Source organism: Yoonia rosea (genome assembly GCF_900156505.1).
In the GTDB taxonomy this organism is placed as follows: domain Bacteria; phylum Pseudomonadota; class Alphaproteobacteria; order Rhodobacterales; family Rhodobacteraceae; genus Yoonia; species Yoonia rosea.
This window is the reverse complement of the sequence record NZ_FTPR01000001.1, coordinates 851,231-873,250: the sequence shown is the minus strand read 5'-3', so window position 1 is coordinate 873,250 and position 22,020 is coordinate 851,231. Positions and strand designations below refer to the sequence as shown.

Below are 22,020 nucleotides of genomic sequence, written 5' to 3'. Positions count from 1 at the left end.
TAAATTATGGGCGATATTCTGATTACGGATGATGAACGCGATATTCGCGAACTCATTTCGGAAATTCTGATCGACGAAGGCTACACCACGCGGCTGGCCGGAACCTCCGATGAATGTATGGCCCAGATCGCGGCCGAGAAGCCCGCGCTGATGATCCTCGATATCTGGCTGAAAGACAGCAATATGGATGGGATTGATATTCTCAAGACCGTCAAGCGCGACCATCCGGAGATACCGATCGTTATTATTTCGGGTCACGGCAATATCGAGATTGCGGTCGCCGCGATCAAGCAGGGCGCCTACGACTTTATCGAAAAGCCTTTCAACATTGACCAGTTGTTGGTTGTGATCCGCCGCGCGATGGAAACCTCGCGCCTGCGCCGCGAAAACGTGCAACTGCGGCGCGGCGAGAGCCAGAGTGCCGAGATGTTGGGCGACAGTGCGGCCTTCCGGACACTCAAATCGCAACTGGACAAGGTGACGAAATCCAATGGCCGCGTGATGCTGACAGGCCCTGCAGGGGCGGGCAAAGAAATCGCGGCGCGCTATATCCACGCCAATTCCAACCGCGCCTCGGCACCGTTTGTGGTGGTGAACTCGGCTTCGATCGAACCCGAGCGCATGGAAGAAGTGTTGTTCGGCCGCGAAGACGCAGGACGCGGCATCGAGCAGGGTTTGCTGGAAGAGGCCAATGGCGGTGTCGTTTATTTCGATGAAATTGCGGATATGCCTCTGGGAACACAGTCAAAAATCCTGCGGGTACTGGTCGAACAGCGATTTCAGCGTGTGGGCGGCAACGACAAGGTGCAGGTGGATTTGCGAGTGATTTCCAGCACCAACCGCGACCTATCCGCAGCCATCGCTGCGGGCATGTTCCGCGAAGAGCTCTATCACCGTTTGAACGTTGTGCCGATTGCGGTGCCGTCATTGGAAGAACGCCGCGAGGATATTCCGCTTCTGGCCGAGCATTTCATTGAAACCTGTAACAAGCTGCAAGGTCTGCCACTGCGCAAATTGGCAGAGGATGCACGCGCGCTGTTGCAAACCATGCTCTGGCCGGGGAATGTGCGGCAGTTGAAGAATGTGGTTGAACGCGTTCTTATTCTTGGGGAAAACACGGGTGAGATCAGCGCCAAAGAGCTGCCCAACAGTGAGGATGGCGGGGGTGAAGAAGGCCGGATCGTGCTGGCTGGTGGTCTTGCGACGCTGCCTTTGCGCGAGGCGCGCGAGCTTTTCGAACGCGAGTATCTGCTGACCCAGATTAACCGCTTTGGCGGCAATATCAGCCGCACAGCGTCTTTTGTGGGCATGGAGCGTTCGGCCTTGCACCGGAAGCTGAAATCGCTAGGCGTTGTGACAACGAACAAGGCGGGTGGCCGCGTGGCCTATATTGAAGGCGAGGACGAATGAAAGTCATCATCTGCGGTGCGGGTCAGGTTGGCTGGCAGATCGCCCGCCATTTATCCGGCGAAAACAACGATGTGACGGTTGTGGACAGCAACCCGGAACTGGTGCGCCGTGCCACCGATACGCTGGATGTGCAGGGTATCGCAGGCTTTGCAAGCTACCCGGACGTGCTGGACCGCGCGGGTGCTGCGGATGCCGATATGGTCATTGCTGCCACCCATTCCGATGAGGTGAATATGGTCACCTGTCAGGTGGCCCATTCGGTGTTTTCGGTGCAGCGCAAAATCGCGCGCCTGCGCGCTCAGAACTATCTTGATCCGGCCTATGCCGATCTTTACCGCCGCAACCACCTGCCTATCGACGTGGTGATTTCGCCCGAGCGCGAGGTGGCAGAGGCCGCTTTGCAACGTCTGGCGGCACCTGCAGCCTTTGACACCGAAAGCTTTCTGGAAGGGCGCGCGCAACTGCTCGGGATCATGATTGATGACGATTGCCCTGTCATCAACACCCCCCTGCGCCAGCTGACCGATCTTTTCTCCACGCTCCGCGCCGTCGTGGTGGGCATCCGGCGCGAAGGCACGCTTTTTGTGCCATCCCCCGGTGACCAGATTTTTCCCGATGATGAATGTTATATCTTTACTGACACCGAAGATATGACGCGCACGCTGGAAATTTTTGGCAAAACCCAATCAAAACAAGAACGTATCGTCATCATTGGTGGCGGAAATGTCGGGCTTGGTGTTGCACAGGCACTGGAGGCCCGCACGGAACGGGTGCGCGTCAAAGTCATTGAGAAAGACCGCGTAAATGCTGAACGCGCGGCGGATGCGCTGGACCGGACGATCGTGCTGCATGGCGACGGGCTGGACAGTGGATTGCTGGAAGAGGCGAATATTTCATCTGCTGACGCCGTGCTTGCTGTGACGGATGATGATAAGACAAACCTGCTGGCCGCTGTGCGCGCCAAAGAGATGGGCTGTAAAATGTCGATTTCTTTGGTGAATGATCCGACTTTGGTGCCGCTGATGGGGCCTTTGGATATTGATGCTTATATCAACCCGCGTGCGGTGACTGTGAGTTCGATCCTGCGTCACATTCGCCACGGGCGCGTGCGCGGTGTCTACTCGATCGGGGACGCCGAGGCGGAAGTGATTGAAGCACAAGTGCTGGGAACATCCCCGATTGCGGGCCAGAAGGTAAAGGATATCGACTTTCCCGAAGGCACATTGATCGGCGCGGTGATGCAACAGGGCAAGATCATACGCCCCACAGGTGAGACCCGGATAGAAGAGGGCAACGTGATTGCGATTTTCGCGATGTCCGATGACGTGCCCGAAGTTGAACGCCTCTTGCAGGTCTCGATAGACTTCTTCTGATGGCTTGGATTGTCCGGCTTCCATTTTTCGTGATCCTGATGGGTCTGGGTGCGGCGTCGATGATCGTGCCGGCGGCCCATGGCGCGGTGATGGAAGATTTCGACACAATGCGCGTGTTCTTTTACGGGTTTATCCTGTTTTCGATCATCACGCTGATGATCGGTCTGGCCACCGGAGGCTATGCGCCGCGCAGCGTGGCGCGCAGCCAGCTGGTGGGCCTTGTTGCGGCTTTCACGGCTTTGCCGATCATGTTTGCGATTCCTTTCTATGTGGCTGTCGAGAACACGACATTGCTGGATGCATGGTTTGAAATGGTGTCGAGCTTCACCACGACGGGGGCCACCGTCTATGACACTGCGGGGCGGTTGACACCATCCCAGCATCTTTGGCGTGGGCTTGTGGGCTGGTTGGGCGGTTTGCTGGTCTGGCTGACAGCCGTGTCAATTTTTGCACCCATGAACCTTGGCGGGTTTGAGGTGCGCGCAACGGGCAACGCGGGCAGGGGCACCAGTGGTGGATTCACGCAGATTGCGCGGATTGCCGATCCGTCTGAACGACTTGTGCGCTATACGCTGGCCCTGACGCCGATTTATATCGGGCTGACAACGCTGCTGTGGATCGGCCTCGTGATTGCAGGGGAATTTCCCTACATTGCGCTGATCCACGCGATGTCGACGCTCTCGACCTCGGGCATTTCGCCTATTGGCGGGCTCTATTTTGCAGCCTCGCGGTTCTGGGGTGAGCTGTTGATCTTCTGTTTCTTCATTTTCGCCCTGTCCCGCCTGACGTTTAGCCGTGGCCTGATCGGCGAACGCGAACGCGGGTTGCGTCGTGATCCGGAATTTCTCACAGCCCTTGTTCTGATCGGTACGGTCACGGCGATTTTGTTTCTGCGGCATTTTATCGGCGCCGCCGAGCGCGAGGACGCCGCCGGTTTGCAGGAAGCTGCATCCGCGCTTTGGGGCGGGCTGTTCACGGTCACCTCTTTCCTGACGACAACCGGATTTGAGTCGCATTTCTGGGCGGGGGCAACGGACTGGTCAGGCCTGAACACGCCGGGGCTGTTCCTGATCGGGCTTGCCTTGATCGGGGGCGGTGTGGCGACAACGGCAGGCGGGGTCAAACTCTTGCGGATTTACGCGCTCTACCGTCACGGGGAACGTGAACAGGAACGCCTTTTGCATCCGTCCTCTGTTGGTGGCGGAGGCAAGGATGCGCGGCGTATCCGCAAACAGGGCGCCTATATTTCCTGGGTATTCTTCATGCTGTTTGCGATCAGCATTGCTGCGGTGATGCTGGCCCTGTCGCTGACTGGGGTACAGTTCGAAACGTCAATGGTGCTGGCGGTCTCGGCGCTGTCGACAACAGGGCCATTGGCTGCGGTCGCGGCAGAAACGCCGATTGCCTACTCGGGGATCCCGGATGCCGCCAAGGGTATTCTCGCCTTTGCCATGGTGCTGGGACGATTGGAGACGCTGGCGATTATTGCGCTCTTCAATCCGGAAATCTGGCAACGCTAAGCGCCTCTTTTAATGTGTAAATAGGGGGTGGAAACTCCAGATCAGCCGCGACATACTAAGTCTGACAACACTGGGGGGCCGGTCCGCGGCCGCAAGAACAAGAAAAAAGGGTTTGGCGATGGCTGCCGACAAAGCAAATCTGCAAGACGCATTCCTTAATCATGTGCGTAAGACAAAAGTACCCGTCACGATTTTCCTCGTGAACGGTGTGAAACTGCAGGGTGTGATTACCTGGTTTGATAGTTTTTGCGTTCTCTTGCGTCGTGATGGTCAATCGCAGCTTGTGTACAAAAGCGCGATTTCCACGATCATGCCGGCGCAACCGATCAGCCTGTATGAAGGTGAAGAGTAACTTTGCTCGCACATGATCGCCCCGTCACACGGGCTTGGGTCCTGCATCCCGAATTAAAAAACGACCAGAACCGCCGCGCGGCTGAACCTGCGTTGGCGGAGGGGTTGGCTTTGGCTGCTGCCTTGCCTGATCTGGATGTGATTGGTGGCACCATCGTACGCCTGCCGAAAATCCAGCCCGGTAAGCTGTTTGGCAAAGGCAAGATCGCAGAGCTGAAACAGGTGTTTCACGACGCCGAGATCGAACTTGTGCTGATCGACGGCCCCGTGACCCCTGTGCAGCAGCGCAATCTGGAAAAGGAATGGGGCGTCAAACTGCTGGATCGCACCGGCCTGATTCTGGAAATCTTCAGCGACCGTGCGCGCACCTCCGAGGGTGTGCTGCAGGTTGAAATGGCGGCGCTGTCCTACCAGCGCACCCGACTGGTGCGGGCATGGACCCACCTTGAACGTCAGCGCGGTGGTTTGGGTTTTGTCGGTGGCCCGGGTGAAACCCAGATCGAGGCGGACCGCCGTGCGATTGACGAACAGCTCAACCGCCTGCGCAAGCAATTGGCGAAAGTGGTGAAAACCCGCGAACTCCACCGCGCGTCCCGCGCCAAGGTGCCTTTTCCGATTGTCGCTTTGGTGGGCTACACCAACGCAGGCAAATCCACGCTTTTCAATCGCCTGACAGGGGCCGAAGTCTTTGCCAAGGACATGCTCTTCGCGACACTTGATCCGACCATGCGCAAGATCGTGCTCCCGACAGGTGACGAAATCATCATGTCCGACACGGTGGGTTTCATCAGTGACCTACCCACCGAACTGGTCGCGGCCTTCCGTGCGACATTGGAAGAGGTGCTGGACGCGGACCTGATCGTGCACGTCCGCGATATCAGCCATGAACAGACCGAGGAACAGGCACAGGACGTGCGCGCCATTCTGCAAAGCCTTGGCGTGGCCGACGAGGCCCCGATCATCGAGGTCTGGAACAAGACCGACCTGCTGGAAGGTGACGCGCGTGATGCAGTGCTGACGCAAGCGGCGCGCATGGACGACCTCTACGCGATTTCTGCGGTCACCGGTGAGGGGCTGGATACGCTGCTGGCTGCCATCCCCGACAAGCTGAAGGACCCGCGCAGCGAGGAAAAGCTGACACTGACCTTCGCCGAAGGGCGCAAACGCGCATGGCTCTTTGATGCGGGGATCGTGACGGATGAGGTCCAGACCGAGACGGGTTACGACCTGACAGTGTTCTGGACGCAGTTGCAAAAAGAGCGCTTTGTCAGGTTGTAGGTGAAAGGCAGCTTTGAGGGACGGAGCGGACCTCGAAGTATTCACAGCCAATGTCCGATTTTGCGGGACTGCAAATGCAGAAAAGTGCAATGCAAGAAGGCGGGGCATTTGCTGGTGGACCGCGAACAGCGAGCTCGACTCTCCAAAGGAGACCGTGCTGCTGTCTTGGGAAGCTCTGAGTTGCTCGTGCAGCTTGACGGTAAGGCGCGTCATTTTGCGGCTGCTTTCTACCATCTTGTATCGAACAGTTGTCAATTACGAGAAGAGAGCTGATGGTTATTCTCGACACCAGCCGGATGACCGAATTCGGTCCAGCCTTGCCTTAATAGTAAAGTGGGTTGAGACCTCGGATTGGGTCCAAGAGAGTTGCAATATCCATCGGGAAGGTTTGGCCAGCATCTAGGTCTTCGGCAGTCTTTAACTTCTTTCGACCCAGTCCATGTTCAGCGCTGATGGTTCCGCCAAACGCAAGCGCCGCGCGGTACACGCTTTCTGAGAGTGCCGCAGTGAACGTGTTGTCGCCTGGCGATAGATTGAAGTGGATGTTCCCATCGCCAATGTGGCCAAAGGCTGAAATCAACGTGTCGGGCTTTATCTTCCAAACGAGATCGCTGGCCTCTCGGATAAAATCAGGAACCATAGCGATTGGTACAGCAATGTCGTGTTTGATCTGATACCCTGCAAGCCGTTGACCCTCGACGATTGCCTCCCTCAGAAACCAAAGGTCTTGACGTTGTGTGTCGCTGGCGGCAACGACCCCGTCACAAACGAGGTTTTGCATCATTGCCGTTTCCAAGAGTTCCATTAGAGTGTCTTGAAGATGAGATGCATCGGGGCCACTAATCTCAATAAGGACTGACCAGTCTGCTTCGTTGCTAAGCGGTGCACGCGCCCCTTGAACATGGGAACAGGCGAAGGCAAGGCCCTGCTTGGGGATCAACTCGCATGCATCGACCGCCCCGCCTGTATGCTCCATCGCGAGACTGAGGAACGCTGGCGCGGCATCAAGGTTCGTTAGTGAAAGCCAAGCGGTTGCGCGGGCTGCGGGGCGCGGTATCAGTTTTAGCACTGCCGCTGTAACGATACCTGTCGTGCCTTCTGCTCCAATGAAGAGATGCTTGGGGTCGATCCCGACGTTGCGTTTGCGTAAGCTGGACAGGTCGCTCCAGATTTGACCGTCGGGCAGAACCACTTCCAGACCAAGGACGAGGTCGCGCATCATGCCCCAACGCAAGGCCATCGTGCCCCCTGCATTGGTTGCGATGAGCCCCCCAATTTGCGCTGTGCCCTCTGACCCAAGAGACAATGGAAACAGCCGCCCCTCGTCTTCGGCGGCGGCTTGCAGGCGGGCGAGAACGCATCCCGCCTCGACTAGGGCCGCGTTGTCGCGCGCATCGATCTTGCGAATGGCGTTCATGCGCCCCAGTTGCACCACTACGGCTTGGCGCGTCTTACCTATAGGTGTGGCAGCGCCGACCAATCCGGTATTGCCGCCTTGTGGCACAACCACCACCCCCGCTTCGCGACAAATTCTAACAATCTGCGCGACCTCTTGCGTGGTCGATGGCCGCAACACGGCCAGCGCTTCACCTTTGAACTCACCCAACCAGTCGGTCAGGTAGGGGGCCTTATCTTCACCAGTTAAGATCGAGTTTGGAGACAAGGCGGCGGCCAGATGCCTCAAGACATCCGTCATAGCAATTTTATCGCACGTTCAGAGGTGTCGCGGATATGTTCTTCGATCAAGCTTGACGCCAGATCGGCATCCCGCGCGAGCGTTGCGGCCATGATGTCGCGATGTTCTTCGAACTTGCGGCCGCCCAAACCCTCAGGCGTGCGTTTGGTCACAAATCTGTATCGGTCGAGTTGGTCAAACATGATCGACCGCAGGCGAAATAGCCATTGTCCTTGGCAGGCACTCACGAGAGCTTCATGAAACTCTCGGTGGCGCTCTACCCATTCTGAATGACGTTCCATCCGCTGTTCCCATGGCAGCCCTTCGATCAGGCTTAGGCGATGGTGTACGGCAACGATTTTGGTTTCCCAGTCTTCCCCGCCATGTTCGATTGCCTCGCGCACGGCACGTTTTTCAAAATTGATGAAATGGTCGGTGATTTCCAAAAGCTCTTTCGCAGAGACTGGCGCAACCCTGAAGCCTTTGCCCGCCTCAACCGTCACGAACCCTTCCGATGATAGCTGCGAGAGAGCCTCGCGCAAGGTTCCGACCCCCACATCGTAACGCTTTGTCATTTCTGCAAATTTGAGCCTTGCTTCCGGCGCAAACTCACTGCTGACGATGTCTGTGCGCAAACGGGTCAGGACATCGCGGTTCTGGGTCCCGTCCCGCGTCAAGGATTGGCTAGTTGTTGGACCCAAACGATTTGGCGACACATGGCTCTCCTGTCTTGATTGAACATTGAGGTGGCAAGCGTCCTATGCCCCGACCACTCCCTTGCTACAAGCTTTCGAATATCTCAGAATTTCAACGATCACCACAACTTTCGAAAAACTAGATGTATTTCCGCAAGCTTGCTTGTAGTTATTGGTGACGGACTAAAGAGGGGTAATCAATGAAGTTTGTCTCATTCTTACGCAATGGAACGCCGTCATGGGGTTGCGTTGATGATCGGGGGCTGTTCGATCTAGGCGCACGCCATAGTGGCCTATATCCTGATCTAAAGTCTTATATTTCAGGCGGGATGCCGCTTGAAATCTTCACGGGCCTTCGTGACGCTGACCTTGCCCTAACAGATATTGAACTTGCGCCGGTGATCCCGAATCCCGACAAAATTGTTCTGGCCGCAATCAATTACTGGGAAGACGACACCGATCCGGACAAGGTGCCATCTTATCCGGTTCTTTTCTTGCGCTTGCCCTCTTCGCAAATTGGACACGGCGCGCCCCTGATCCAACCGAGGTCCTCGCAAAAGCTGGACTTTGAAGGTGAGCTTGCGGTGATCATTGGGCAAGGCGGACGACACATCTGCCCAGAACAGGCCATGGATCACGTAGCGGGTTATTCCATCTACAACGACGCCAGCGTGCGCGATTGGCAGAAGCATTCGCATCAGTTCACGCCAGGCAAGAACTTTGTCGGAACCGGCGCGTTCGGCCCATGGATGGTGCGATCTGAAGATATGCCAAGCCCCAAAACAGGCTTTGCACTCACGACCCGTGTAAATGGGGTGGAAAAGCAAGGCACGAATACCTCGCGGATGATTTTCGATATCCCCTATTTGATTTCCTACATCTCGACCTTTGCGCCACTGCAGGCAGGAGATGTTATCGTCACGGGGACTTGTACGGGCTTTGGTATCACCCGCGACCCAAAGGAATTTCTGACGCCGGGGGACGTGGTAGATGTGGAAATTGAAGGGATCGGCGTGCTTTCGAACACTGTAGAGGCCGAAGAAGAGGCAAAATCCCATGCATATCCAACTGCATGAGCTCTAATATTATTCTACTATCCGAATAGTTTCGAAAATAACTTGCGATTGCGAAAATGTATGTTACCCATTTGGGATCAAGTGGTGGAGGACTGCAGCCATGGGCTATCTGGTAAATTCGATGGGACATGTTCAACTGAACGTGGTCGACATTGAGGCTTTGGTTCGGGAGTCTTGCGACATCCTTGGATTGCGCGTCACGCGGGAGGAAACGGACTGCGTCTGGCTGTCATCTAACGGGCGCATGGCCGAACTGGTGCTGCACAAATCCGACGAGAATGCGATGCGGTCGCTCGGGTTTGAGGCGGTCTCTGAGGGGGCGGTGGCCGAGGCTGTAGGCCGGGTCGAAGAGGCGGGCTGTAAGCTGATCTCTAACGAGCCAAGTCTGGAGTGTTGTGTCGCGGGCATGCAGTTCGTCACGCCACAGGGCCACACATTCGAACTTCACAGCCCAGTCGAGACTGAAATTTACGGCAACCGCCACGCGACCCCAGGGATGGCGCCCTTGCGGCTAGACCATGTCAACATTCTCTCTCCTGAACCTGCCGAAACGCGCGGCCAGATGGAAAAGATCTTCGGTATGCGCTTGTCTGAAAGGATGGTCGATGATGGCCTGAACTGGATGCGCGCCGCGAACCGGTTGCACCACATTCTGGGCATCGTGAAGGGCGGCACCGGTTTGCATCACTATTCGTGGGAAGTGGCCGAATTCTCGAGCTACTGCCACTTGGGGGACCGGCTCGACACCATTGGCAAGAACTTCATCTGGGGGCCAGGGCGGCACCGGCCGGGTGACAACACCTTTGCCTATTACATAGACACGTGCGGCGCGATGGTCGAGCTGGCCGGAAACATGGCCCTTATCAACGATGACGACCGCTACGAGCCGAACATTATCACCGCGCTCAAACGTCCCGAAAATGTCCGCGTGATGAATGTCTGGGGGGAACCGGCACCGCTGCCATGGCGTGAGCATCACTTTCCTTGGGCGGCACCCGCAGTTTAACAGAAAGGGACGTTCCCATGTTGAGAATCGGTATACTAGAAGGTTCCTTACGGCGCGCATCCCTGTCCCGCGCGGCAGCACGGGCGGCAGCCAGTCTGCTGCCTCACGACGCGCAGGCGGTGGCACTTGCAAATCCGGGCACGCTGCCTTTGTTCAATCAGGACCTGCTGGACGAGGGGATGCCTGAAGCTGTGGCGGCCTTCATCTCTCAGGTCGAAAGCGTAGACGCGGTGTTGATTGTGACGCCTGAATACAACTGGTCCATTCCGGGCGGCCTGAAAAACGCCATCGATTGGCTGTCGCGCAAAAACCCGAACCCACTGGCACATAAACCGGTGTCGATCTGGAGTGTGTCCCCCGGACTTCTTGGAGGCGCGCGGGTTCACGAAAGCCTGCGTCAAACGCTGCTATCGCAGGACATGATCGTGATGGCGAAACCCGAAGTGCAGATCGCAGGAGCCATAGGCAAGCTGGATGTGGACGCGGGCGCCATCACCAACCCTGAGACCGAAGCGTTTCTGCGCGGTCACCTCTCTGCCTTCACGGCATTTTGCAACACATGGGCCGCAGCCTGAACGCAGCCCTGACCTGACTTGAAAGAGGCATAAACACATGGAACAGCAGCATACCTTTATGTCCGATGGCCTGAAGCTGTCTGGCGTGCTTCATGTGCCCGAGAATCGCAAGCCTGGCGCGCGCTTGCCCACCTTTATTGTTCTTCATGGTTTTGTGGGCACCAAAGACAAATCCCACGTGGAAATCATCGCCCGCATGATTGCGGACCTTGGATATTGCGTGTTCCGTATGGATTTCCGTGGCTGTGGCGAAAGCGAAGGCGCGCGCGGCGAAGTGAGGTGCTTCGATCAAGTGGCTGACACGCGCAATGCCGTCACGTTCCTGTCTGGGCTTGAAGAAGTCGATCCGGCGCGCATCGGTGTCACGGGACACAGCTTTGGCGCGGCGGTTGCGATTTTTTCCGCCGGTGTGGACGAGCGGATTGCCTGCGTTGTCTCGTTCTGTGGTTGGGGCGACGGAGAGCGCAAGTTCCGTGGCCAGCACCCGACGCCCGAAGCGTGGGAGAAGTTCACGGGCATTCTGGAAAAAGGCCGCAAACACAAGGCCGAGACAGGCGAAAGCATGTGGGTGTCGCGTTTCGACGTGGTGCCGATCCCGCCAGAACTGCGGGTCAACTTGTCGCCAAAGGCGCAGTTCGAGGTTCCAGTGGAAACCGCAATTAGCATGTATAACTTCCGTGCTGAAGACGTTGTGGCCTCTATCGCACCGCGGCCGCTGCTGCTTTTCCATACGGCCCACGATGTGATTACGCCGATGGAGCAGTCCATCCGGTTGTTCGAAAAAGCCGGCGCCAATGCCGAACTTATGATTCCGACCGGCATGTCACATTTCCCCGTGTCGGACGAAGACCGCCCGCATACGCAAGCCTTGGTCGAGGCTTGGCTGAAAAAGTTCTTCCCTGTCCAGTTCAGCGACGCGTCATGAAACTGTTGGGTGCGCAAACCCTGAAGGCTTATGCATCGGCCCTTTTACAGGCGGGGGGTTACGCATTAGCGCACGCGGAGCGCACGGCCGATGCTCTGGTCTGGGCTAATGCGCGGGGGGCTAATTCCCACGGGGTGCTGCGCATTCCGCGCTATATTGAGATGGTTGAGACGGGGCTGATTAACCCAACCGCCGAGCCTAGGTTGGAAAGCTGCGACGGGGCCGTTGCCGTTCTCGACGCCGCTAAAGCACCGGGCCCTTCTGGGATGGTCGCGGCGATGGACACGGCGATTGATTTGGCTGAAAAATCCAACATTGGCTGGTGTTCCGCACGTAGTATCACCCATGCAGGTGCTGTGGGATATTTCGCGCTGAGGGCCGCAGAGCGCGGTTACATTGGTATCGTGATGACAGCCTCTGGACCATTGATGGCCTATCACGGTGCGAAGGTTTCAGGGTTGTCGACCAACCCGATCTCTATCTCTGCGCCGTCAACTGGCCTGCCGTTGCTGCTGGATATGTCCACATCAACCGCCGCCTTGGGCAAAATCATGCATGCCAAGGACGCGGGCACAGCGATCCCACCCGAATGGGCGATTGATGCGGACGGCAATCCGGTGACGGATCCCACGCAGGTCTCGACTTTGACACCGCTTGGCGGCCCCAAAGGGTCGGGCCTGTCGCTGATGATCGAGGTACTGTGCAGCGTACTGGTGGCAAATCCCGTCATCTCGACCGTTCTGGGCGGCGGAAAAGGCGCGATGAACGGGGCTGCGCTGGCGATCAAGATTGACTCTTTCGGGGCGCCAGACGTCTTTACAAACCAGATCGCGGAGCTTGTGCAGCAATTGAAAGGCTTGCCGAAAGCACCTGGCACGGAGGAAATCCTCATGCCAGGTGAACGCGGGTTCCGTTTGTCAGATGAGCGGATGCAGACTGGCATCCCCTTGGCAGACGGCACGCTAGATCGGTTGGCGACCTTAGGTAACAGGCTCGGCGTGGATCAACCGGCCGTGATGCAGATTGAAAAATGAGAGCAGGCAGAACGTTACTTAACGACGGGCATTAACGTTCTTGGGAGGGAACCTTGGCACTGATTGAGGAACATCAAAGACAAAGCAAAGCGGCCCGCGCTGTAAGCGGGGCTGTGCTTTTGGTGGCCGGTCTGGTTATTTCGTTCTTCGCCTGGGGCTACCCGACGGGATCGCTCAACCAGATGGGCCCCGGCTTTATTCCGCAGACAATCGGCGTCCTGATTTCACTTCTCGCCGTCGCCATTCTCATTGTTGATCTGGGCGACCCTGAATTGGAGCGCCCTGGCGCAATCCAGTGGCGCAGCCTGTGTTTTGTCTCTGCGGGAATCATCATCTTCGCTGTGCTGGTCGACCGTGCGGGCCTTGTCCCGTCGATGTTTCTGGCGGTCGGCGTTTCGATGTTCGCCGATGATCAGTCTAAGCCGCTGACCGTGTTGATCTATTCCATTATCGCGGCGGGTTTGGGTTGGCTTTTGTTCCTTGTGGGACTTGGGCTGCCAATTCCTGCGTTCTGGAGGTGGTAATGCTGGATCAATTCATCCTTGGCCTCTCGGTGGTGATGCAACCCAGCGTTCTGGTTTATGCGTTTTTAGGTGTATTTCTGGGACAGCTTATCGGGGTTCTGCCCGGTGTAGGCGCGATCACGGCAATCTCGTTGTTGCTGCCTGTGACGTTCTACCTTGATGCCACCTCGTCTATGATTTTGCTGGCAGGTATTTACTATGGATCGCAATATGGTGGCTCCATCGCGTCAATTCTGCTGAATTTGCCCGGAACGCCATCCTCGGTTGTGACCTGCCTGGAAGGCTACCCCCTTGCGCAAAGCAATCGTGCGGGACTTGCTCTTTTTGTTGCGGCTTTCTCATCCTTCTTGGGCGGCATGTTCGGAGTGGCTATTCTGGTCCTTGCGGCGATCCCGATGACCGTGATTGCCTTGAAGTTCGGTGCGCCTGAATATGCAATGCTGGTCATCATCGGGCTTTTGGCGGCCTCAATGATCGGGACCGGATCACAGATTAGATCGCTTGCAATGGTTGTTCTTGGCATCGCGCTTGGCTTGGTCGGTGCGGATGCCACAACCGGATACTATCGTTTCGTTGCGATGCCTGAATTGGCAGACGGGATCAGCCTAGTCTCGCTGGCTATGGGTCTGTTTGGTGTCAGCGAGGTTATCCGCCATGCGTCCCGCAGGCCTGCACGCGGTGCGCCACCGCTATCCGTCAGCATGCGCGACGTGATCCCGACCCGCGCGCAGGCAAAGTCACTGATCTTTCCGATTATGCGTGGTTCCAGCATCGGTTCTTTCTTTGGCGCCCTGCCCGGGACGGGTGCTGCGATTGCGTCATTTATGGCCTACGCGCTAGAAAAACGGTTTTCACGCAATCCGGAAAAGTTTGGCAAGGGGCACCTGCCGGGACTTGCGGCGCCTGAGTCCGCGAACAACGCGGCATCCCAAACCGGATTTATTCCGACCCTGACGCTTGGTGTGCCCGGTGATGCTGTGATGGCATTGATTATCGGTGCGCTGATTTTGAACGGCATCATCCCGGGTCCGCGGTTGATGGCGGATCAACCGGAGTTGTTCTGGGGCGTGATCGCCAGCTTCTTTGTCGGCAACATCATCTTGCTGTTGATCAACATTCCGCTGATCAAACTCTGGGTTCTGCTGCTGCGCATTCCCTACCAGAAGCTTTATCCGATGATCCTCCTGATGATCTGTGTTGGCGTCTATTCACACAGAACCAGTGTGACTGACGTTCTACTTACACTGGCCTTCGGTGTCCTTGGCTACCTAATGAAAAACTACCGCTTTGAACCTGCTCCTGTGCTCCTCGGCTTTGTCCTTGGGCCACTGCTAGAAGACAATTTCCGCCGGACGATGTTGCTTTACGGCGGTGACTTCACAATTTTTGTGACCCGCCCGATCAGCGGAGTTTTGTTCATCTGCTCGGTCATTTTGATCGTTTGGGCAATTTGGTCAGGTCTATCACAACGACGTAAAACCGCGCGCGCGATACCGTGACGCGGAACACCTTACCGAGCCCGAGGTGACACTGAAAGGGGCTCAACCTAATGGGAGGAACTATAATGTTTAAGAAACTACTGACGACGCTGCCGCTCGTGGCAGCCCTTGCCATGCCGGCAGCGGCACAGGAATTCCCTGATCGCGCACTGCGCATTGTTCACGGTTTTGGCCCGGGCGGTAACGCTGATACTGTTTCCCGGATAATGGCCGAAGAAATGTCCAAAGGTTTGGGCCAGCCTGTGGTCGTGGAATCCCGCCCCGGTGCAGGTGGCACTGTGGCCTCTGGCTATGTCTCCAAAGAGGATCCGGACGGCTATACCATGCAGCTGATGGTTGGTGGCCACGCCGTCGCGGCAGCGCTTTATGAAAGCCTACCTTACGAATCCGTGGACGGGTTTACCTTCATCTCGACCCTCGGACAGTTCCCGTTCATGGTCGCGGCCCGCGCTGGCGAATATGAGTCCATGGAAGCCTTGATTGCTGCGGCCGCTGCCGCGCCTGGGACGATCAAAATCGGCCACTCGGGCGTTGGGTCTACACAACACCTGACCGGTGAATTGCTTGACCTGCGGACAGATGCTGACTTCCTACATATTCCATACCAAGGCGGTGCAGCCGCTTCGACAGCTTTGATGGGTGGCGAAGTTGATGTTGTCATCGATACAGGCACGGTCATCCGTCCACAAGCGGAGGCAGGTGTCTATGATATCCTCGCCATCACCTCTGCCGAACGCTGGCCTGATGCCCCCGATGTGCCAACGGTGTCGGAAACAGTCGCCGAAGGTTTTGACGTGGTCTCATGGACAGGGATCGGCATGCCAGCAGGTGTCCCTGACGAGATTGCTGATCGTATCCGCACTGAAGTACACGCCGCTTTAGCAGCTCCGAATGTGAGCGAAATGATCGCCTCGCTTGGCGCGCAGCCATCGCCGTCTACTGGTGAGGAAATGACAGCGCTTATCGAAGGTCAGATTTCTGTTTGGACCGACGTGATCGAAAGCGCTGGCCTCGAAAAGCGCTAAATACTCTGGCCCGCCGCACCCCCGTTGGCGGGCCATCTCTATTCCATCAAGGAGCCGCATCATGAGCACGACAAAACCCGAAGACCTATATGCCAGTATGCTGCGCCAGTCCCTTTATGTCATAACAACCACTCCGGCGCGCGGCGAAGGGATGCAAGATGTCCTGCCTGCCCATCTGGAGTACCAGGTCAAACTTGAGCGCGACGGCATCCTGTTTGGTGCCGGCCCTTTGTTCGAAGAGGGTGAGGCGATCCCCTATGGCGGCATGATCATCCTGCGCGCCAAGGACGAAGCCGAGGCCCGCGCCCATGCGGATGCCGATCCATTCCACGCTGCCGGTTTGCGCAGCTATAAAGTGAACCGCTGGATGCTCAACGAAGGCGCAATGACGTTTACCGTACGCTATTCAGATCAATCGGCCGATATCGGCTAAATCCACTCAGGAGACCAATATGTCGGATCAAAAACAGAACTTTATTGGTGGGACTTGGGTGGCTGGCGACGCTGCAGCCAATATCAACCCGTCCAATACTGCGGATATCATCGGCCACTATGCCCGCGCGAACGAGGCGCAGGCGCTTGATGCGATTAGTGCGGCCAAGGCGGCGTTCCCTGCGTGGTCACGTAGTGCGCCACTTGAACGTCACGGTATTTTGCGCCGCGCCTCTGACGAAATTCTTGCGCGCAAGAACGAGCTTGGCCAGTTGTTGTCTCGTGAAGAGGGTAAGACCCTGGCCGAAGGTATCGGTGAGACCGTGCGCGCGGCACAGATTTTCGACTTTTTCGCTGGCGAAGCTTTGCGACTGGCGGGCGAAACCGTGCCCTCTGTGCGGCCCGGTGTTGGCGTTGAAGTTACACGCGAAGCGGTTGGCGTTGTCGGGGTCATCACGCCGTGGAATTTTCCGATTGCCATTCCCGCATGGAAACTGGCGCCTGCGCTTTGCTATGGCAACACAGTGGTGTTCAAGCCTGCCGATCTGGTTCCAGGTTGCGCTTGGGAACTGGTGGATATTTTGCAACGCGCGGGGCTACCCGAAGGCGTCTTGAACCTCGTAATGGGGCGTGGATCTGTCGTAGGTCAGGCCATCGTGCAAAGCCCGGATGTTGATGCGTTGACCTTTACTGGGTCTCAACCAACTGGCGCTGCACTCGCTTTGGACTCCGCCAAGCTCATGCGCAAGTCGCAGATGGAGATGGGTGGCAAGAACCCCTTTATAGTGTTGGCAGATGCCGATTTGGACGTGGCCGTCGACTGTGTGACGCAAGGGACATTTTTCTCGACCGGCCAACGCTGCACGGCATCATCGCGCATCATCGTCGAAGACGCGATCCACGATAAATTTGTCACCACACTAAGCGAGCGCATCAATGCGCTGACGGTTGGGGATGCCTTGGATCCGGCGACGCAGATCGGCCCGGTCGTGGATGCAAGCCAGTTGGCGCAGAACGAAGGCTACATTCAGATAGGCCAGGCCGAGGGCGCGCGTCTTGTTACGGGCGGAGAACGGTTGACCCGTTCAACCGAAGGCTTCTTCCAGCGTCCGGCCCTGTTTACGGATTGCACCAATGACATGCGCATCGCGCGCGAAGAAATATTTGGCCCCGTTGCCGCGGTGATCCGCGTCGCCGATTATGACGCGGCTTTGGATGTGGCCAACGACACCCATTTTGGGCTGTCTGCGGGGATTGCGACGACCAGCCTGAAACATGCTACCCATTTCAAACGCAACGCTGAGGCCGGTATGGTCATGGTGAACGTGCCGACCGCCGGCGTGGATTTTCACGTGCCATTCGGCGGGCGTAAGGCCTCTAGCTTTGGCCCGCGCGAACAGGGGCGCTATGCTGTTGAATTCTATACAACCGTCAAAACCGCCTACACGTTGGCCTAAGACACGAAGGACATTTAATGATCTACGAGATGCGCGTTTATTCCTGCGTTCCGGGCGGCATGCCAGCCCTATTGGAACGTTTTGAAACGACGACCCTGAAGATTTGGGACCGAATGGGCCTGCGTCCAGCTGGGTTCTTCACCACGCTGGTCGGGACTAAAAACCACGATCTGACCTACTTTTTGGCATGGGAGTCGCTGGCAGAACGTGAACAGCTTTGGAATGCCTTTGCCAGCGACCCAGAATGGGTTGCCGCGCGAGCAGCCCATCAAAAGGCGCACGGCGAGGTTGTCGCCAACATCGCCTCCAGCTTTTTATCTCCCACGTCATTTTCGACGATCAAATAAAGCCGCGCGGGATGCGCACCGGCCCCGTTGCAATTGACGGCCCCCTTTTACAGGGCGTCGCCTCGCCCCTGAAACCGCCGCAAACGCCACCCATTCCGCCCAAGGCGGCGCCTGAATTGAGGGCTAGCTTTGCTGTCCTCAGCCAGCCCTTTGACCCCAGCGACTTTGATATCAACGGATTGGAAGCCGCAGGTGCGGTTCTGTTCTTGAAAGGCCAGCCATGACCGACAAACTTCTTGTGACTTATCAAGACGGGATCGCCACGTTAACGCTCAACATGCCGGACCTGCGCAACCCGATCACCGATGCGGATGTTGTGAATGATCTTTGCGCCGCAATGGATTGGTTGAACCAAGACCAGTCAATCCGCTGTGCGATCCTGACGGGTGCGGGCAAGGCGTTTTCATCGGGCGGCAACCTAAAACATATGCGTGACAAGGAAGGCATTTTCGGCGGAGATGCCATCGCTGTGCGCAACAGCTACCGCGCTGGTATCCAGCGCGTGGCCAAAGCAGTCTGGTCCGTAGAAGTGCCGATGATCGCCGCCGTGAACGGTCCGGCCTATGGCGCGGGCTGTGATTTGACACTGTTTTGCGACATTCGTATTGCGTCTGAAGCAGCTGTTTTTGCTGAGAACTTCGTCAATGTGGGGATTGTGTCAGGCGACGGTGGGTCTTGGATTTTGCCGCGTCAGGTCGGCCTGTCACGCGCGGCAGAGATGGCCTTTACCGCAGATCCTATCGATGCCGAAACGGCCTTAGCTTGGGGGTTGGTGTCGCAGGTCACACCGCCCGAAGGCTTGATGGAAGCAGCCATGGCCATGGCGAAACGCATTGCACGCAACCCGCCTCGCCAACTAAGGCTTACCAAACGTTTGATGCGCGAGGGCACCAATTCAACGCTGGATCAAGTCCTCGAACTAGCCGCTGCCTACCAAGGTGCTGTTCACCAAACGCAAGATCACGCCGAAGCGGTTTCAGCTCTCCTCGAACGCAGGGAAGGTAGATTCGATGGGACCTGAAGTTGGTGAACCAGGTTGAGTGCAGAAATAATGTTCTGAAGCAGACATCGGCCGGCCAAATTCAAGGAGCACGAATCTTAGCCTTCCTCGTCGCTTGAATTATGCGACTGCGACGACTGACGGCTTCGACGGACTGAAACGCACAAGTAGTCAAAATTATTGCATGGCAACTTTGGGAAGGGAGCACTAGACCGATTTCCAGTTTTCTGCGAACCAGTCATTTGTTCACCACATAGCATTGGTCAAAATGGGCTCACAGCCGACTTTCGCTGCAACTCTGCACGATCCTACTCCACCGGCCGCAACACTGTCACACCAACCGCCGCAGCCCGCGCCAGATCGGGATCGAGTGACATCGGGATGTATTCGCCGCGCCGCCACAGCTCGCCCAGATTGTCGTAGTGCCGTGACAGCGGGTGGCCGGATTGCCCTGTGGAGTTGATGAACACAGAACTGTCGGGATCGGCGAAATCATAGACGCCGCGATAGCCTGCCGCGTGGACGTTGTGGAACGGATGCGGGTCCATGCCCGATGTCTTGGCCCGTTGCAGGGTGTGATCGCCGCCGCTGGTGGACTGGCGGATATTCACGATCCATTCAAGGATCGGGGTGTTGCCCAGTACGGGGTGGTCGTGGGTCGCCACATGGGCGTCACCCCAGCGCACGGCCTCGATCGCTTCGCCATAATTCTCGGTGATCCAGACCAGTGCATCATCCAGCGATTGCCGCGCGATATCGGTGCAGGTTTCCACTGGCGCGGACTGGATCACATCGCACCACACACTGGCCCCGTCGATATCGCGGAACACGCGTTCGATGAATACCGGCTCGACATGGGTAAATTCTTCCGCCAATGGCCCCAATTCGTCGCGGATCAGGCGTTGCTGGAATGCGCGGGTCCAGGCTGCATAGATCAGCGGCTCCGGCAGGTGTTCGTTCATCTCGCCGTTCCATGCCGACAAAAGGTCCAGCGCGATCTGGCGGCGGCGTTCGGGGGTGCCTTCGGCGGCGGCATCGCCGGTGAACCACAGATCTGCACCCATCAGCGTCGACAGCGTCCGCGCGGCAAAGCTGACCGTATCAAGCTGGGTTTCGATAAAACTGTCGCGGGTATGCACCTCGCGCGCCTGCATCAGACGCCGCCAGCGGTTGATCCGTTGCGTGTCCCCCCATCTGTGTGTGACGTGGAAGGGAAAGGGCCGGTCGACGGTCTTGTTGTTGGTGTTCCCCAAGATCCCGCCGGGGGGATCAAGGAATTCCGGGTTGTCGCCATAGGGAAACCGCCCTTGCCAGCGGTTTTCAGGCAGATAGCCAAAGGCGGGTAGGCGGCCCTGGCTTTGGTGCGCTGCATCACGGGCAGGGATGGCGCCGATGGTTTTCATGGCGATCCGGTTGCGATCCGCCAATGTCAGGTTCATGGCGGGCGCGATGAAATCCGCACCTGCTGTGATGGCCTCTTCGACCGTGCGGGCATGGTTGATGGCGAAGCCGGCAGACATAGAGGTGTCGCGGTCGGACAGCGCGGTCCATGAGATCGCAGTCACGTGCCCCGGGGGGGTGATGGTGCCAAGGTCATACTGGCCCCGCGGCATCACAGGGCCATTCGCCGTCCAACGCAGGCGCAGGGTCACGGCAGGGGCATCCTTGATATTGATGATACTATCGCGGGTCCGAAATGGGGCCCAGCCTGTCGGGGTGCGGTATTCTTCAGGGTTTTCGGGGTTGATCTCTTCCACCATCACGTCCTGATCATCGACATAGGCGCTTGTCAGGCCCCATCCGAGCACGTCGCTCCGCCCGGTCAGCACAAGCGGCATGCCGGGAACCGTGCCGCCGATGATGCCACCTGTTTCAAGCTCAAGCCGTGCCAGATACCAGATGGATGGCGCGGTCAGCCCCAGATGCGGATCGTTGGCCAGCAGTGTCGAGCCTGTGGCCGAGCGTGATGCGCTGGCCGCCCATGCATTGGAGGCCCCCGAAAGCGGTGCGGGTTTCAGCGGCGAGAGCGGATCGTAGGCCAGCCGCATGTTGGGGGTGTAGTTGGGCACTCCGGGGATCAGGCTTGTGTATTCGGGCAGGGCCGCAGTGGCGCTGGTGGGATCGTCGGGCAGGATATCGCGCAGGCGGTCGTTCTCAAGCAAGAGCGAGGTGCGGGCGCGCAGGACCTCATCCTCAAGGTTCGACGTCAGGTCCAGCGCCATCAGTTTCAGGATCGCAATGGAATCGGCAGGCTGCCAAGGTGCGATCGCATGATTGAAGAGCCACATTTCCGGCGCACCACGCCCCAGCGCCCCTGTGTTCACCTCGGCCAGCCATGCGTTTACGCCGCGCGCATAGGCCCCCAAAGCGGCGTTCGTTTCGGGCGTTTGCACGTTCACCGAAGCCACGGCCGTTGTATAAAGATCAAAGCGCCGCAGCACCTCGTCAATGCCCAGTGTCCGTTCGCCGAACAACTCAGACAAGCGCCCTTGGGCTGTGCGCCGCAGCATTGTCATCTGCCATAGACGGTCCTGCGCGTGGGCGTACCCCAGCGCGAAATAGACGTCATTGTCGGTTTGGCCAAAAATATGCGGGACATTGGCGTTATCGCGGACGATTTCGACAGGTGCCGCAATTCCCGCAACTTCACGGTTGGCGTTATATTCCGGCAGCGAGCGTGACGCGAAATAATAAACGAGCGCAATCGCAGCGACGCCTAGAATGATCAGGGCAGTGGCAAGCCGGATGAGCCAGCGAAAAACAAACGCCATATGGTCCTCGGGGTGTTGTGTCTGCCCCGTTGTAGCAGGGCAGACAG

21 protein-coding genes are annotated in these 22,020 nt (G+C 57.5%); 18 read left to right on the top strand and 3 right to left on the bottom strand.

All coding sequences use genetic code 11. The annotated features are described in order from the left end of the window. The first annotated feature begins 6 nt into the window (after positions 1 to 6). From ntrX to hflX, 5 genes are all read left to right on the top strand, one after another. Entirely contained in the window at positions 7 to 1,410 is a 1,404-nt protein-coding gene (gene ntrX / locus B0B09_RS04170; protein ID WP_055292865.1) for a nitrogen assimilation response regulator NtrX, read from the top strand. Next, positions 1,407 to 2,783, top strand: a complete 1,377-nt coding sequence (trkA, locus tag B0B09_RS04165; protein ID WP_076658488.1) for a Trk system potassium transporter TrkA — start codon at positions 1,407 to 1,409, stop codon at positions 2,781 to 2,783. The genes ntrX and trkA overlap by 4 nt, the downstream gene beginning before the upstream one ends. After that, the gene (locus B0B09_RS04160; RefSeq protein ID WP_076658487.1) at positions 2,783 to 4,303 is read left to right on the top strand and encodes a TrkH family potassium uptake protein; all 1,521 of its coding nucleotides are present in this window, start codon (positions 2,783 to 2,785) and stop codon (positions 4,301 to 4,303) included. The genes trkA and B0B09_RS04160 overlap by 1 nt, the downstream gene beginning before the upstream one ends. Before the next feature lie 118 nt (positions 4,304 to 4,421). Then, the gene (gene hfq / locus B0B09_RS04155) at positions 4,422 to 4,655 is read left to right on the top strand and encodes an RNA chaperone Hfq (protein WP_007204924.1); all 234 of its coding nucleotides are present in this window, start codon (positions 4,422 to 4,424) and stop codon (positions 4,653 to 4,655) included. 2 nt (positions 4,656 to 4,657) lie between these two features. Continuing rightward, positions 4,658 to 5,932 carry a GTPase HflX gene (gene hflX / locus B0B09_RS04150; RefSeq protein WP_076658486.1) on the top strand — a complete coding sequence of 425 codons (1,275 nt, stop codon included), beginning with the start codon at positions 4,658 to 4,660 and terminating at the stop codon, positions 5,930 to 5,932. Between the two features lie 322 nt (positions 5,933 to 6,254). Here hflX and B0B09_RS04145 read toward each other — a convergent pair whose 3' ends face one another. Next, positions 6,255 to 7,628, bottom strand: a complete 1,374-nt coding sequence (locus B0B09_RS04145; RefSeq protein ID WP_076658485.1) for an FAD-binding oxidoreductase — start codon at positions 7,626 to 7,628, stop codon at positions 6,255 to 6,257. Beyond that, positions 7,625 to 8,323 (bottom strand): FCD domain-containing protein, encoded by a 699-nt coding sequence (locus B0B09_RS04140; RefSeq protein WP_084190724.1) that lies wholly within the window; start codon positions 8,321 to 8,323, stop codon positions 7,625 to 7,627. Before B0B09_RS04140 ends, B0B09_RS04145 begins: the two co-directional genes overlap by 4 nt. A 179-nt stretch (positions 8,324 to 8,502) precedes the next feature. Here B0B09_RS04140 and B0B09_RS04135 point away from each other — a divergent pair, with 179 nt between their 5' ends. The 13 genes from B0B09_RS04135 to B0B09_RS04075 all read left to right on the top strand — a co-directional run bounded on the left by B0B09_RS04135 (position 8,503) and on the right by B0B09_RS04075 (position 19,223). Further along, the gene (locus B0B09_RS04135) at positions 8,503 to 9,378 is read left to right on the top strand and encodes a fumarylacetoacetate hydrolase family protein (protein WP_076658483.1); all 876 of its coding nucleotides are present in this window, start codon (positions 8,503 to 8,505) and stop codon (positions 9,376 to 9,378) included. Between the two features lie 100 nt (positions 9,379 to 9,478). After that, a complete protein-coding gene (locus tag B0B09_RS04130; protein ID WP_076658482.1) occupies positions 9,479 to 10,384 on the top strand; it encodes a VOC family protein in 906 nt (301 codons plus the stop codon). 17 nt (positions 10,385 to 10,401) lie between these two features. Next, on the top strand, positions 10,402 to 10,959 hold the full coding sequence (locus tag B0B09_RS04125) for an NADPH-dependent FMN reductase (protein WP_076658481.1): 558 nt from the start codon (positions 10,402 to 10,404) through the stop codon (positions 10,957 to 10,959). Positions 10,960 to 10,996: 37 nt separating this feature from the next. Then, positions 10,997 to 11,884, top strand: coding sequence for an alpha/beta hydrolase (locus tag B0B09_RS04120; RefSeq protein WP_076658480.1), 888 nt, complete (start codon positions 10,997 to 10,999; stop codon positions 11,882 to 11,884). Beyond that, the gene (locus tag B0B09_RS04115; RefSeq protein ID WP_076658479.1) at positions 11,881 to 12,918 is read left to right on the top strand and encodes an Ldh family oxidoreductase; all 1,038 of its coding nucleotides are present in this window, start codon (positions 11,881 to 11,883) and stop codon (positions 12,916 to 12,918) included. Before B0B09_RS04120 ends, B0B09_RS04115 begins: the two co-directional genes overlap by 4 nt. Positions 12,919 to 12,971: 53 nt before the next feature. After that, the gene (locus tag B0B09_RS04110) at positions 12,972 to 13,442 is read left to right on the top strand and encodes a tripartite tricarboxylate transporter TctB family protein (RefSeq protein WP_076658478.1); all 471 of its coding nucleotides are present in this window, start codon (positions 12,972 to 12,974) and stop codon (positions 13,440 to 13,442) included. Next, the gene (locus B0B09_RS04105) at positions 13,442 to 14,941 is read left to right on the top strand and encodes a tripartite tricarboxylate transporter permease (protein ID WP_076658477.1); all 1,500 of its coding nucleotides are present in this window, start codon (positions 13,442 to 13,444) and stop codon (positions 14,939 to 14,941) included. The genes B0B09_RS04110 and B0B09_RS04105 overlap by 1 nt, the downstream gene beginning before the upstream one ends. A 65-nt stretch (positions 14,942 to 15,006) precedes the next feature. Further along, positions 15,007 to 15,966: a Bug family tripartite tricarboxylate transporter substrate binding protein gene (locus B0B09_RS04100; RefSeq protein WP_076658476.1), complete on the top strand. Its 960-nt coding sequence runs from the start codon at positions 15,007 to 15,009 to the stop codon at positions 15,964 to 15,966. Positions 15,967 to 16,027: 61 nt separating this feature from the next. After that, the gene (locus B0B09_RS04095) at positions 16,028 to 16,399 is read left to right on the top strand and encodes a YciI family protein (protein ID WP_076658475.1); all 372 of its coding nucleotides are present in this window, start codon (positions 16,028 to 16,030) and stop codon (positions 16,397 to 16,399) included. 19 nt (positions 16,400 to 16,418) lie between these two features. Beyond that, entirely contained in the window at positions 16,419 to 17,855 is a 1,437-nt protein-coding gene (locus tag B0B09_RS04090; protein ID WP_076658474.1) for an aldehyde dehydrogenase family protein, read from the top strand. 17 nt (positions 17,856 to 17,872) lie between these two features. Beyond that, positions 17,873 to 18,202 (top strand): NIPSNAP family protein, encoded by a 330-nt coding sequence (locus B0B09_RS04085; RefSeq protein WP_076658473.1) that lies wholly within the window; start codon positions 17,873 to 17,875, stop codon positions 18,200 to 18,202. Positions 18,203 to 18,213: 11 nt separating this feature from the next. Then, positions 18,214 to 18,426 carry a hypothetical protein gene (locus B0B09_RS04080; protein WP_076658472.1) on the top strand — a complete coding sequence of 71 codons (213 nt, stop codon included), beginning with the start codon at positions 18,214 to 18,216 and terminating at the stop codon, positions 18,424 to 18,426. Next, complete coding sequence (locus B0B09_RS04075) at positions 18,423 to 19,223, top strand: crotonase/enoyl-CoA hydratase family protein (protein ID WP_076658471.1); 801 nt, start codon at positions 18,423 to 18,425, stop codon at positions 19,221 to 19,223. The genes B0B09_RS04080 and B0B09_RS04075 overlap by 4 nt, the downstream gene beginning before the upstream one ends. A gap of 287 nt (positions 19,224 to 19,510) precedes the next feature. Here the strand turns inward: B0B09_RS04075 and B0B09_RS04070 are convergent, their stop codons facing one another. Continuing rightward, positions 19,511 to 21,973, bottom strand: coding sequence for a penicillin acylase family protein (locus B0B09_RS04070; protein WP_076658470.1), 2,463 nt, complete (start codon positions 21,971 to 21,973; stop codon positions 19,511 to 19,513). Positions 21,974 to 22,020: the final 47 nt, after the last annotated feature.